The sequence below is a fragment of the Ruegeria sp. E8 genome, from assembly GCF_056533985.1.
This window is the reverse complement of record NZ_JBQFOY010000031.1, coordinates 1-12,917: the sequence shown is the minus strand read 5'-3', so window position 1 is coordinate 12,917 and position 12,917 is coordinate 1. Positions and strand designations below refer to the sequence as shown.

The window sequence follows — 12,917 nt, the reverse complement described above, 5'->3', positions numbered from 1 at the left end:
CTGAACGCATCTGCAATCCGGAACACGCCCGGATCAAAAACTGCAGGGAAAATGCCTAGGGTCAGGATGCATTGATTTCCGTTGCGCTGGGTGATTCATGGCTCGGAAAATGGAGCGGTTACATGAGCAATCTTTTCTGGCTAACGGACGCGCAGATGGCACGTCTTGAACCATTCTTTCCGAAATCACATGGCAAGCCTCGGGTCGATGATAAACGCGTTTTAAGCGGGATTATCTTCATAAACCGCAATGGGTTAAGGTGGCGTGATGCTCCTGCGGCCTATGGTCCGCACAAAACGCTCTACAGCCGTTGGAAGCGCTGGAGCGAGAAAGGGATCTTCGCTCGGATGATGGCAGGTCTGGCCGCAGAGCATGGCGAACAGAAGACCGTGATGATCGATGCAACCTATTTGAAGGCACACCGGACAGCGACCAGTCTAGGGGTGAAAAAGGGGGGCGTGGACGTCTAGTTGGGCGCACCAAAGGCGGCATGAATACGAAATTGCACGCCATCTGTGACGGCCGAGGACGCCCGCTGAACCTGTTCGTCACCGCCGGTCAGGTGAGCGATTACATCGGCGCACGGGCCTGCTCAGCAGCCTGCCAGATGTCGATTGGCTACTCGGCGACCGTGGCTATGACGCTGATTGGTTCAGAGAAGCTCTGAAAGACAAAGGGATATGCGCCTGCATCCCCGGTCGAAAGCAACGCAATACGCCAATCAAATATGACAAGCGCCGCTTCAAACGGCGAAACCGAATAGAGATCATGTTCGGCAGACTTAAGGATTGGCGGCGAGTGGCAACCCGATATGATAGATGCCCCAAAGTGTTCCTATCGGCCATCGCCCTCGCTGCGCTCGTCATCTATTGGTTATGAATCCTGACCCTAGACGTCCAGCGTGTTTTCCTTTTCCCAGCGCGAGAAATGGGTGACGAAGGAGTTCCATTCCTGCATCTTCATCTTCAGATAGGCGTCCGAGAATTCTTCGCCCATCGAAGCTTTCAGCTCGGTGTCTTTGTCGTATTCACGCAGGGCATCCAGCATATTCAGCGGTAGTTTAGGCGCATCGGTGATCGTGTGACCTTCGGCATACATGTCGATGTCATAGCGACGGCCCGGGTCCGCCTTCGAACGGATACCCGAAAGACCCGCAGCGATGATCACGGCCTGCAGCAGATAGGGGTTGGTCGCCCCGTCCGGCAGACGCAGCTCGAACCGACCGGGCCCAGGCACGCGCACCATGTGGGTGCGGTTGTTGCCGGTCCATGTCACCGTGTTCGGCGCCCAGGTTGCGCCCGACATTGTGCGCGGCGCGTTGATCCGCTTGTAGCTGTTGACCGTCGGGTTGGTGATCGCCGCCAGTGCGCTGGCGTGTTTCATGATACCGCCGAGGAAGTGCTTGCCCTTCTCGCCCAGACCGACCTCGCCGGTGGGGCCATCGCCTTCGCCCGCAAAGACGTTGGTTTTTGACGCATCGCCCGGCGCATCCCAGACCGAGATATGGGCGTGGCAGCCGTTGCCGGTCAGCCCTTCGATGGGCTTCGGCATGAAGGTGGCGCGGAACCCGTGTTTTTCCGCCACCGATTTGGTCATGAACTTGAAGAACGAATGTTTGTCGGCGGTGCGCAGCACATCGTCGAACTCCCAGTTCATCTCGAACTGGCCGTTCGCGTCTTCGTGGTCGTTCTGATACGGACCCCAGCCCAGTTCCAGCATGTAATCGCAAATCTCGCGCACCACGTCATAACGGCGCATCACGGCTTGCTGGTCGTAGCAGGGTTTGGCAGCGGTATCGAAAGGGTCCGAGATCTGCTCGCCATCAGGGGTCAGCAGGAAGAATTCAGCTTCGATCCCGGTTTTGACATGCATGCCTTCTTCGGCAGCTTCGCTGATCAGACGGCGCAGAACGTTCCGCGGGGCCTGCGCGACGTCCTCACCTTCCATCACACAATTGCCCGCGACCCAGGCGACCTCGGGTTTCCACGGCAACTGGATCACCGAAGACGGGTCCGGCACCGCCAGCATATCGGGATGCGCAGGGGTCATGTCGAGCCAGGTGGCGAAGCCCGCAAAGCCCGCCCCGTCTTGCATGTCGGCAATCGCCTGTGCGGGCACCAGTTTCGCCCGCTGCCCACCGAACAGATCGGTGAACGAAATCATGAAGTATTTGACGCCTTTTTCCTTGGCATATTTGGCCAGATCAATGGTCATGGCAGTTTCCCTGTTATGTGTCTTTTCGTAAAAAAAGGCGCGGTCACCAACGACCGCGCCAGTTCGGGGTTTTTTAAAAGCCGTTACCGGGCTTGCCGGGGTACCATTCGGTGCCCGCCAGCGGGACGCGGGCCATGGCTGCGGCCTCCATCGTCAGAGCGCACAGATCTTCCGGTTCGAGGTTCCGCAGATCGTTGTGGCCACAGGCGCGGGCAATGGTCTGCGCCTCAAGCGTCATCACCTTCAGGTAGTTGCGCAATCGTCGCCCAGCCTCAACCGGATCAAGACGCGCCGCCAGTTCGGGGTCCTGCGTGGTGATACCTGCCGGGTCGAGCCCCTCGTGCCAGTCGTCATAGGCGCCGGTGGTGGTGCCCAGTTTCTGATACTCGGCTTCCCATTTCGGGTCGTTGTCACCCAGCGCGATCAGCGCTGCGGTCCCGATGGCGACCGCATCCGCGCCCAGAGCCATGGCCTTGGCCACGTCTGCACCCGAACGGATGCCGCCCGAAACGATCAGTTGCACCTCGCGATGCACGCCCAGATCCTGCAGCGCCTGAACCGAGGGACGAATGGCGGCCAGCGTCGGCAGGCCCACATGTTCGATGAACACATCCTGCGTCGCGGCGGTGCCGCCCTGCATACCGTCCAGCACCACAACATCCGCACCGGCCTTCACCGCCAGAGCGGTATCGTAATAGGGCCGGGTCGCACCGACCTTGACGTAAATCGGAACCTGCCAGTTGGTGATTTCGCGCAGTTCGAGGATCTTGATCTCCAGATCGTCGGGGCCGGTCCAGTCCGGGTGGCGACAGGCCGAGCGCTGGTCGATCCCTTTGGGCAGCGTGCGCATTTCGGCCACACGGTCCGAGATTTTCTGGCCCAACAGCATACCGCCGCCACCGGGCTTGGCGCCCTGCCCGACCACGACCTCAATCGCGTCCGCCTTGCGCAGATCGTCGGGATTCATGCCGTAGCGCGACGGCAGATACTGATAAACCAGTTTCGAGGAATGACCGCGCTCTTCGGGCGTCATGCCGCCGTCACCGGTAGTGGTCGAGGTCCCCGCGGCGCTTGCGCCACGGCCCAACGCCTCTTTCGCCGGTCCGGACAGCGCGCCAAAGCTCATGCCCGCGATGGTGATTGGAATATCCAGCTCGATCGGCTTCTTGGCAAAGCGTGTGCCCAGCGTCACCGAAGTGTCGCAGCGTTCGCGATAACCTTCCAGTGGATAGCGCGAGACCGATGCGCCCAGAAACAGCAGGTCGTCGAAATGAGGCACCTTGCGTTTGGCACCACCACCGCGAATGTCGTAGATTCCGGTTGCTGCCGCGCGGCGGATTTCCGCGTTGATTTCATTGGTGAACGTTGCCGACTGAATCGGCACGGTGCGTGGAATCTGTTTATCCATATCTTTCATGCCTTTACCCTCAGTACGCTTGTGCGTTGTCAACGTCGAAATTATACAGCTGGCGGGCCGAGCCGTAGCGTTTGAATTCTTCCGGCTTGGCGTCGCTGCCCGACCGTTCCAGCAGATCCTTCAGGATCTCGATATGCTCGGGACGAATCTCTTTCTCGATGCAGTCGGCGCCAAGGCTTTTGACCGATCCACGCACGAACAGGCGCGCCTCGTACAGCGAGTCACCCAAAGCATCGCCGGCATCGCCGCAAACAACCATGTTACCGGCCTGCGCCATGAAGGCGGACATGTGGCCGATATTGCCATGCACCACGATGTCGATGCCTTTCATCGAAATCCCGCAGCGCGAGCTGGCATTGCCCTTAATGACCAACAGACCGCCGTGACCGGTGGCACCGGCATACTGGCTGGCGTCGCCTTCGACGACAACGGTGCCGGACATCATGTTCTCGGCCACGCCGGGTCCGACCGAGCCTTCGACCTTAACCGTCGCCTGCTGGTTCATACCTGCACAGTAGTACCCGGTCGAACCCTTGACCGTCACTTCGATAGGGGCATTCAGACCGACGGCGATGGCGTGGCTGCCTTTCGGATTCACCACTTCCCAGTTGGTCTTGTTGGTGTTCTGGCTCTGCTCCTGTAGGGCCGAATTCAGGCCCCGCAGGCCGTTTGCTTCTATATCGTATGTCTGCATATCAGTGGTTCCAGAAGTAAACGGTTGCAGGCTCGGGTTCCCAGACTTTGGCGTCTTCGATGCCGGGCAAGCTGACCAGCGCCCGGTATTCGCTGCCGAAGGCCACGTACTGATCCGTTTCGGCCATTACCGCCGGTTTGCAGGCAATCGGGTCGCGCACAACGCCGAACCCGTCCTTAGTGCCGACGACAAAGTTGAAGAACCCGTCCAGATCCTCGATCGTGCTTTCCAGCGCCTCGCCCAGAGATGCGCCATTCTGCATTTTCCAGGTCAGGTAGGCGGCACCAACCTCGGTGTCATTCTGAGTTTCGATATGCACCCCTTCGCGGCGCAGCTTGCGGCGCAGCGAGTTGTGGTTGGACAACGATCCGTTGTGCACCAGGCACTGGTCCGAGCCGGTGTTGAACGGGTGCGCGCCCATGGTGGTCACGGCGCTTTCCGTGGCCATGCGAGTGTGGCCGATCCCGTGCGATCCGGTCATCGACGACAGATCAAACCGCGAGGCGACGTCTTTTGGCAAACCCACTTCCTTGTAGATCTCAAGAACCTCGCCCGCCGACATGACACGCACGTCCGAGGCGACCTCTTTCAAGGCGTTGCGCACATCGGCCAGCTTGTCGGTGGCAACTTCCAGAACTGCATGGGTGTCATTACGGCGCAGGGTGATATCGGCACCGGTCGCCTCTTTCAGCTTCCGCTCCAGCCCGGTGAAGGACAATTCAGGCGTGTTCGACTGAACAGTCAGCTTTGACGTTCCGCCATTGCTGTCTCCATAGATCGCGATACCGGCGCTATCCGGGCCGCGGTCTGTCATCGTGATAAGCATATCCGTCAGCATCGCGCCGAGTTGCGGCTCAAGCGCTTTGTCCTTCAGGAACAATCCGACAATTCCGCACATTCTATTGCTTGCTCCATGTTATTTGATTCGATCTGCGAGTGTCTGACACCGAAGCTAGCATCGTGAGTCAGGGCGTGCAACTTGAATGAATAAAAGTTTCCTATAGGGCAAAATCCGCGCGAGAGATCCCGCGCAGCTTGAAAGTGTTTTTCTAGTATCTTTAGACACTTGTCTGGATTTTCTCGTGATCTATCGCCTGTTTGCGGGCCTCCTCCAGATGGGCGCTTTCGCGGACAAACTGGATTCGGTGCCAGATGAGCCAGAAGGCTACACCGAGGATGACCATAAGCACTTCATATCCCTGGAACGGGTAGACCGCGCCGACATCGGCCAGATCGACGGCCCAGCTTTCATATCCAATCGTAGACATGTTCAGTCTCCTTATTCAGCTGGTGTTGCTTTGTGGGCGAGCAGGGCCTTGTCGGCCTCGATGATCTCGGCCTTGGCGTCCTCGTATGCATGGTGTTCCGCATAATCGAGACCCTGCAGCTCAACCTCTTCGGGGATGCGCAACACACCCATCGAATACTGGATTTTGGCCAGCGCAAAGCCGGGCAGGAAGCCGAGCACGAAGAACATGATCACCGCGCCAAGGATCTGACCGACCGGATTGATCGTCGCATAACCTTCGAACGGCGATGCAGACGCCCCCCACAGGACAAAGCCCGTGATGATCTGGCCGACGACACCCGCATATCCGTGCGCCGCAACCGCACCCACGGAATCGTCCAGCTTGAACTTACGCTCGACCCAGTAGTGCAGGTTGTAGATGATCGCGACGCCCACGGCGGCAATCAGCATGGCCTGAATCGGATGATACAGATCATTACCCGCAGACGCGGTGATGATCCCGGCCAGACCGCCTGAGAAGGTCCAGAACGCGTCGCCTTTCGACACCACATAGGCCGCCATCAATCCGCCCTACAGTGACATCAGGAAATTGAAGGTGATCGCGGAAGGCGAGGTCGGTCCAAGATAGATATTTGTGGCCGTCCAGGTATCCCCGGTAACCTCGCCGCCGATGGCCTCGGGCGAAATGACGGGGACGTTGCAGGCCGCGTAGAAGCCCCAGAAGCCTGTGTAGATCAGGAAAATCCCGATGGTCAGCATCCTTGGATTGTGCGGAGGGATGTCACGCGGCGTGCCGTCCTTGGCGAATTTGCCCAGACGCGGACCCAGCACCATGATGACACCCAGCGCATAGCCACCGGCAATCGCATGGATCACACCCGATGCATAGGCGTCGTGATAGCCCAGATACTTCACCATCCAGCCCGCATAGTGCCAGCCCCAAACAGCGTCGATGATCCACCAGACCGAACCGATCATCACCGCGTGAACTCACAGGGCCGACGAGCGAATCCGCTCAATGACCGAACCGGAGACAGTCGAGGCCGCCGTCCACGAGAACAACAGGAACGCCGCCCGGAGCACGCCTGTGATCCGGTCTTGCAAATTGGTTCCCATCGTCTCTGTCCAGGGTAGATTGCCCGCGCCGTCTGCGGTGTTCAGACCGCCAAAGAACGGAAAGTCCGGGAAAGCCCAGTATATCCACCACCCAAAGAAGAAAAAGGTGACCGTTACCAATGGGATAATCATGATGTTCTTCATCAATGTGTGCATATGATTGCGCCGTCGGCTGGCGCCGACCTCGTACATGCAAAAGCCCACATGGATCAGGAACATGAAGACGACGGTTACCCAGTAATAAAACTCGGTAAACACCGTTGTCAGGGCGTCTTAATTGCCATTCATGGCACTCTCCTCTGTTGCAATATCGACGTGATTACTATTCACGGTGAATTTTTTTCTTTGTCTGCGATGCCAAATATTCCTACCTGTCAACATTTTTGCATCTTACGCATATCTTTTGACTGCGAAGCTAGGCAGCGAAATTGAGCTCGGAAATTTCCCAACAGGTAATCTATTTGCACTGATGTGTTTGTTTTTGGTCTGATATCGGTCTGAATGTGGTCCAAGGATCGGACCAACAGGGAGAGAGAAACGGCCATCATCTATCGCTCGTCCGCGCTTGCGCAGCGGCATGCGGAAATCGACGGTGAGCTGGAAGACTGGAACGGCATGGGCACGGCCTGGTTCTACGACAGCTCTGACGAACGCGCCGAAGCCGATTATCTGGCGGTTCGGACCAAGGCAGGCCTTATGGACGTGTCGGGATTGAAGGAAATCCATCTTGTCGGACCACATGCAGCGGCGGTGATCGACCGGGCCACGACCCGTAACGTAGACAAGATCATGCCAGGCCGGGCGGTCTATGCCTGCATGCTGAACGATGAAGGCAAGTTCATTGATGACTGCGTGATCTACCGGATTTCGGTCAACCACTGGATGGTCGTCCACGGCACCGGAACCGGCCACGAGTCGCTGGCCATGTGTGCGTATGGCAAGAACATCGCGATGATCTTTGACGATGATCTGCACGACATGTCGCTGCAGGGGCCAGTGGCCGTCGACTTTCTGGAAAAGCATGTGCCAGGCATCCGCGATCTGGCCTATTTCGGACTCATGCAGACCAAACTGTTCGGCAAACCGGTGATGATTTCACGTACCGGTTATACCGGCGAACGCGGGCACGAGATTTTCTGCGAAGCCCGTCGCGCCACCGAAATTTGGGACGGCATTCTGGAAGACGGTAAAAAATATGGGGATCGTGCCGGTGCAGTTCTCGCCCCTCGATCTGCTGCGCACGGAAAGCTACCTGCTGTTCTATCCGGGCGACAATTCCGAGACCTACCCGTTTGCAAACGAGCTGTGCGGCGATACCCTGTGGGAGCTGGGCCATGAATTCACCGTCTCGCTGGGGAAGACCGGCTTCCGCGGGGCCGAGAACCACTATGTGCTGAAAGGCAAGGAGCGGTTCAAGATTTACGGCGTCCGTCTGGAAGGCACCACATCCGCCGACGAAGGCGCAACGTTGTTGAAGGACGGCGAGGCCGTGGGCGTGGTAACTTTCGGCATGAACTCGACCCTCAATGGCTACAATGTCGGCATCGCCCGCATGCCGGTAGAGTGCGCCGTGCCTGGCACCAAGCTGACCGTGCGCAACCAAGACGGCACCGAGATCGCTTGCGTCGCCGAAGACATGCCGTTCTACGACAAGGACAAATCCATCCGATCGGCCAAGGGCTGAACACCCGGTTGCCGCGTGAGCACGACCCGTGGCTGCGCGGCATCCGTCAGCAAACGTGAAACGAAGGGAGGCGCCAGGACGATGTCCAAGTTTCAATTCCCGGAAAGCATCGCCAGCCGCCCAGTCTATGGCACGCTGGAGCCGCGCCCCGGCAAGGCCCACCTGATGATCGCGGACGCCGAAGGCGCCGAAGCGCTGATCGAGCGGGCCGCCAAGGAACCGGGCCTGATGGAAAAGGCCCAGATCATCTACATTCCCAAAGAATCTGGCGAGACCTATTTGGACAGGTTGCGGGAATTGCAACCTGCTCAGCTCTATGTCGGGCCCAGCTATCCCGCCTCGGTCCAGCGGCTGCGCCGGGTTCTGTCCGACGCACATAAGGGGTTGCAGGTCTATCTGACTGGCACCGAGGGGCTGATGGGTCAGGTGATGAACGAGGTTGTGGCCGCAGGCATCCCGCACACCGCTATTCAGACCGAACATCGCGGTTCCGTCGCGCGCCGGATTCAATGTGTGCACTGCAAGGGCATCACCGAGGACGTGATGACCGATCCGTTTGTCTGTTCGCATTGCGGGCTGAATCTGTTTGTCCGCGATCATTTTTTGCGACGGCTGGCCGCCTATCAGGGTGTGCGTGTCGACGCCGAAGATCCGGGCAATGTCCCCGACCCAGTGGAGTTGTACACATGAGCGCCGCCCCACAGAAAGCCAAAGCCGGTGCGGAAAAGCTTGAGGTCGTTGTCGACGCCATCGTGCCGGTCAACGACTTGGTCATCCGGTTCGAATTCAAACGCCGCGACGGCAGCGATTTCCCTCCGTTTTCAGCCGGTGCCCTTACGGTTGTCGAAATGCAGGACGAAGGGCGCACACGCCTGAACCCCTATTCGCTGATGTCCGACCCGGCCGATCCAACCACCTACGCCATTTCGGTGCGCCGCGATGACGAAGGCCGCGGTGGATCACTGTTCATGCATCGCAACGTGAAGATCGGCGACGAGATGGTGATCACTTTTCCGGTGAACCTGTTCCCGCTGGACCTGCGCGCGCGCAAACACGTGTTCCTTGCGGGCGGCATCGGCATTACCCCCTTCATGGCGATGATCCGGCAACTGGAACGCTCGAACGGCCGGTGGGAGTTGCACTACGCGGCGCGGTCTGCGGATATGGCGAGCTATGGCGACATGCTGGCCGATCATCATCCCAGCAAGGACCATATTTACTATGACGATTAGAACCAGGCCATCGACCTTGGCACCTTGCTGGACGGTCAGCTATTGGGAACGCATGTCTGTGTCTGCGGACCCAAAGGCATGATCGACTGGGTTCTTAACACCGCATCCGAACAGGGCTGGCCCGAAGACAACGTGCATTCCGAGGAATTCCTGGCCCCGCAGCCCGGCAAACCCTTTGAGGTGCGCCTGTGCAAATCGGACATCACCATTCAGGTGGGCGAGCACGAAAGCCTGCTGGAGGCGATTGAACGCTGTGGGATCGAAGCCCCCTTCCTCTGCCGGGGTGGCGCCTGCGGGCAGTGCGAAACCGATGTGGTCGAAGCCGACGGGGAATTCATCCAGCGCGATCACTGGCTAGAAGACGATCAGCATGCCAGCAGCAAAAAGATCATGCCCTGCGTCAGCCGCTTTGTCGGCAAGACTCTTGTTCTGGACCGGTAAGGAGCCTGGGAAATGACGATACAGTTCAACAAGGAGACCTTCCGCGACGATTATTCGTTCCACAATTCAGACTGGGCGATCAAACGGTTCCCCTTCCCGTTCCACGAAGACAGCTACATGTATTCGGTGAACATGGAGCAGCACCGAGGCGGGCCAAAAGGGTCGATCTATGAAAAACGCTTTGACGTTGACGAACACTATGTGTCCGAGATGGAAGACCGCGCCATCGTGCTGGCCGAAGATCCGCTGCGGTGCCAGTCGCTGCCACATATGACGCTGGCAGGCTGGAACCTGCTTGAGCTCGTTATGGTATCAAAATCCGAGGATTACCCGGACCTGTTCGAGCTGCACCGCGATGGCGACCGCTGGCGCTGGATCAACAAGCCGATGGGGATCGACGATACATTTACGTTCCTTGACGAAACCACCCTGCCCTACGGGCCGATGGAATACATCACCCGCCAGACACAGGGCGATTTCGCCGTGCTCGACCAGCGCGACAACAATCTGTGGATGGATGCGGGCATGGTCACGACCCAGGCCGACTGGTCGCTGGATTTCGACATCGGGATGAACTTTTTCGAATGGCACGCGCCCGCGCCGCTGGCGCAGGAGATGGGTATCTTCAGACGCGCCCTGAAATTCCTGATGAACATTCATCAGGGTGCCCCCGCGCGGCGTCTGAACTGGACGATGACGGTTAATCCGCTGCTCGACACCAGCCCCGAGAACTACCACAAATGGGGCATTCAGAAGACCACGCTGACCCCTGAGAATCTCGGCTCCAAGCAGCATCTGTGGGTCGAGTTGCAAACTTTCTTCCGCCTGCCCCGGTCGAATGCGTTGGTGTTTCCGATCCGCTGCTACCTGATCGCGTTTCAGGATTTGGTCACGGTGCCGAAATGGGGCCGCCTCCTGCACCGGGTCGTGCGCGACTTGCCGGTCGAGCTGGCCACGTACAAAGGCTTCATCGACAACTTTCCGCTGATGTTGGATTACCTCAGCAAATTCGACGACGGCTTGCCGACTTCAGCCGGTGTTTGGCCGAATCTGGAAACCGAGCCGCCGCTGCAAAAGTAACATTAGCCCCCCGGAACGTTTCGGGGGGTTACGATTTTTGCGGGTAGCTGATGACTGACAGATAACGCGCCGGAAGCTTGACCAGCCGTTCCGGCCCATGTGGCGCGTCGGCGTCAAAGAACAGTGTGTCGCCGGGTTTCAGGGAATACTGTTGGTTCCCATGGCGATAGTCGACTTCACCTTCCAGCATATAGATCATCTCGACCCCGTCATGTTGAAAGGTCATGAAGATGTCAGCCTCGGAATTCAGCTTGATCAGATAGGGCTCCACCATGACCCCGCTGGAGTTCGACCCGATATGTCCCAGCAAGTTATACTGATGTCCTGCCCGCGTTCCTTCGCGTTCGATTTCTACGCCTTCACCCGCTTTTGTGAATACGGCTTCCCGACGCTCTTCGTAACCACGAAAAAAGGCGGTCAGGGGAACTGACAATGCGTTGGCCAGCGTTTGCAGCGTGGTCAGGGAAGGCGAGGTATTGCCGTTTTCAATCTTTGACAGCATCCCGATCGACAGGTCCGTCATCCGGGACAGCTCGGCCACGGTGATATTCTGTTGTTTTCGGTGGGCCCGCACCTCGCGACCGATGGCCACTTCCAGAACCTTCTCGCGTATTTCCGGAACGCGGTGGGGGTTTTGTGTCAGCTTTGCCACCGTATCCGTGTCCTGCTGTTGCATCGTTTCTTTAACTTCATGGCATTTACACGGAATAACGGCAAGTGATCAAACCGGTTCGATCAGCCTAAACAATGCTTCACCCAAAGGCAAAAATTTTTCTTGTGGTGCAGGAAAAGCAGTCTCCAAGCTGAAACGACAACACGCACCCCAACGCTTCAGATAAAATACATTGAAAGCGGTTTGTGAGGCGAACTCCACCAAACTTGTGATGGTTGCAAACCAAATCAAGTAAATCGGTGGCGATCTGTTTGTTTCTTCAGCGCCTTGGTCCTTTCAACCATCCGCCCTGTGCCCGGACCAGTTGGACCACCTGTTCCGGCTGTCCAGTTCAAACCAAATCAGGACGAATGCCTCCTGCGACGACCGCCGCGTTTCAACCAATTCTTCGCCCAGAAAGGCGATTTCTTCAACCGACAGATGCCGCACAAGCAAGAGTTCTTGAAAATGTTACCGAGATAGCCATGCAAGTTGCACCCCTGCGAACAAGTCTTTGTGTTTGGATTGATCCACGTTCAGCCTCCTCCCTTCAGGACTTTCAGGTCCAGTTCGGCTTTTGCGATGTTTTCGCTGAGCGAGAACAGGCGTGCGACGCCCGTTTGTGTCATCTCGCTGGACTTGATTTTGATCGGGTGTTGCAGGTTGGCTTTGAGGTTTTCGATCTGCCGCTGGAATGCCTCGGCATAAATCGGGGACTGCGCCAATGAGCCGGCCAGCAGCACCAGTCCGGGTTGCAGCACGGTCAGGCTGAGGGAAAAGCAACTTGCAGCCCGGGCGCCAAAGATCTCCGGCGCGGCCATGCAGTCCGCATCCTCGTCATTGGCCTGCGAGACGACATCCAGGATTTTCCGGGCTTTTTCCCGGTTCGTCAGCTCGTTGAAGACAGCCAGTGTCAGCACCTGGCGCAACAGGGCCAGGCCGCCGCTTGTCATCACATCCGACGATGCGGCCAATATCCTGTCGACACTCGAGACTGGGTAGGCAAACCTTCAAGCGCAGTTTCGGCCCCGCCCCGAACAGGCGGGTTCACACCTTTATGGCCTGTAATTCTTCGAGGAGGTCCAGCAACTGATCCAGTTTTTCCCGGCCCATCTGCGCTTCGATATTGTTGGAGATG

At 58.0% G+C, this 12,917-nt stretch carries 9 protein-coding genes and 4 pseudogenes; 5 read left to right on the top strand and 8 right to left on the bottom strand.

Translation table 11 applies throughout. The features are described from left to right. Positions 1 to 122: 122 nt before the first annotated feature. Positions 123 to 879, top strand: a pseudogene (locus ACR0LF_RS22415) (IS5 family transposase). Between the two features lie 9 nt (positions 880 to 888). Here the strand turns inward: ACR0LF_RS22415 and glnT are convergent. From glnT to ACR0LF_RS22385, 6 genes and pseudogenes are all read right to left on the bottom strand, one after another. Beyond that, positions 889 to 2,214, bottom strand: a complete 1,326-nt coding sequence (gene glnT / locus ACR0LF_RS22410) for a type III glutamate--ammonia ligase (RefSeq protein ID WP_480583667.1) — start codon at positions 2,212 to 2,214, stop codon at positions 889 to 891. Positions 2,215 to 2,287: 73 nt separating this feature from the next. Continuing rightward, on the bottom strand, positions 2,288 to 3,622 hold the full coding sequence (locus tag ACR0LF_RS22405; protein WP_480583669.1) for an FMN-binding glutamate synthase family protein: 1,335 nt from the start codon (positions 3,620 to 3,622) through the stop codon (positions 2,288 to 2,290). A gap of 19 nt (positions 3,623 to 3,641) precedes the next feature. After that, positions 3,642 to 4,325 carry a protein GlxC gene (locus ACR0LF_RS22400; RefSeq protein WP_480583672.1) on the bottom strand — a complete coding sequence of 228 codons (684 nt, stop codon included), beginning with the start codon at positions 4,323 to 4,325 and terminating at the stop codon, positions 3,642 to 3,644. A 1-nt stretch (position 4,326) separates the two neighbouring features. Further along, positions 4,327 to 5,223 (bottom strand): class II glutamine amidotransferase, encoded by an 897-nt coding sequence (locus ACR0LF_RS22395; protein ID WP_480583675.1) that lies wholly within the window; start codon positions 5,221 to 5,223, stop codon positions 4,327 to 4,329. A 160-nt stretch (positions 5,224 to 5,383) separates the two neighbouring features. Beyond that, positions 5,384 to 5,593 carry a hypothetical protein gene (locus ACR0LF_RS22390; protein ID WP_480583677.1) on the bottom strand — a complete coding sequence of 70 codons (210 nt, stop codon included), beginning with the start codon at positions 5,591 to 5,593 and terminating at the stop codon, positions 5,384 to 5,386. Positions 5,594 to 5,604: 11 nt separating this feature from the next. Beyond that, positions 5,605 to 6,909 (bottom strand): annotated as a pseudogene (locus ACR0LF_RS22385) (ammonium transporter). Positions 6,910 to 7,191: 282 nt separating this feature from the next. Here ACR0LF_RS22385 and ACR0LF_RS22380 point away from each other — a divergent pair. From ACR0LF_RS22380 to ACR0LF_RS22365, 4 genes and pseudogenes are all read left to right on the top strand, one after another. Further along, positions 7,192 to 8,374: pseudogene (locus ACR0LF_RS22380) on the top strand (aminomethyl transferase family protein). Positions 8,375 to 8,455: 81 nt separating this feature from the next. Further along, on the top strand, positions 8,456 to 9,064 hold the full coding sequence (dmmA, locus tag ACR0LF_RS22375; RefSeq protein WP_480583680.1) for a dimethylamine monooxygenase subunit DmmA: 609 nt from the start codon (positions 8,456 to 8,458) through the stop codon (positions 9,062 to 9,064). After that, positions 9,061 to 10,047: pseudogene (locus ACR0LF_RS22370) on the top strand (PDR/VanB family oxidoreductase). Before dmmA ends, ACR0LF_RS22370 begins: the two are co-directional and overlap by 4 nt. Before the next feature lie 12 nt (positions 10,048 to 10,059). Next, positions 10,060 to 11,127 (top strand): heme-dependent oxidative N-demethylase family protein, encoded by a 1,068-nt coding sequence (locus tag ACR0LF_RS22365; protein ID WP_480583683.1) that lies wholly within the window; start codon positions 10,060 to 10,062, stop codon positions 11,125 to 11,127. Positions 11,128 to 11,155: 28 nt separating this feature from the next. Here the strand turns inward: ACR0LF_RS22365 and ACR0LF_RS22360 are convergent, their stop codons facing one another. Together ACR0LF_RS22360 and ACR0LF_RS22355 are read right to left on the bottom strand one after the other, a co-directional pair. Next, positions 11,156 to 11,803 carry a helix-turn-helix domain-containing protein gene (locus ACR0LF_RS22360; protein WP_480583686.1) on the bottom strand — a complete coding sequence of 216 codons (648 nt, stop codon included), beginning with the start codon at positions 11,801 to 11,803 and terminating at the stop codon, positions 11,156 to 11,158. Positions 11,804 to 12,315: 512 nt separating this feature from the next. Then, the gene (locus tag ACR0LF_RS22355; protein ID WP_480856478.1) at positions 12,316 to 12,753 is read right to left on the bottom strand and encodes a hypothetical protein; all 438 of its coding nucleotides are present in this window, start codon (positions 12,751 to 12,753) and stop codon (positions 12,316 to 12,318) included. Positions 12,754 to 12,917 lie beyond the last annotated feature (164 nt).

Coding starts and splice junctions, on each gene's coding strand:
- ACR0LF_RS22400 (WP_480583672.1), bottom strand. CDS start 4,325: ATGCAGACATACGATATAGAAGCAAACGGCCTGCGGGGCCTGAATTCG.
- ACR0LF_RS22405 (WP_480583669.1), bottom strand. CDS start 3,622: ATGGATAAACAGATTCCACGCACCGTGCCGATTCAGTCGGCAACGTTC.
- ACR0LF_RS22395 (WP_480583675.1), bottom strand. CDS start 5,223: ATGTGCGGAATTGTCGGATTGTTCCTGAAGGACAAAGCGCTTGAGCCG.
- ACR0LF_RS22360 (WP_480583686.1), bottom strand. CDS start 11,803: ATGCAACAGCAGGACACGGATACGGTGGCAAAGCTGACACAAAACCCC.
- dmmA (WP_480583680.1), top strand. CDS start 8,456: ATGTCCAAGTTTCAATTCCCGGAAAGCATCGCCAGCCGCCCAGTCTAT.
- ACR0LF_RS22390 (WP_480583677.1), bottom strand. CDS start 5,593: ATGTCTACGATTGGATATGAAAGCTGGGCCGTCGATCTGGCCGATGTC.
- ACR0LF_RS22365 (WP_480583683.1), top strand. CDS start 10,060: ATGACGATACAGTTCAACAAGGAGACCTTCCGCGACGATTATTCGTTC.
- glnT (WP_480583667.1), bottom strand. CDS start 2,214: ATGACCATTGATCTGGCCAAATATGCCAAGGAAAAAGGCGTCAAATAC.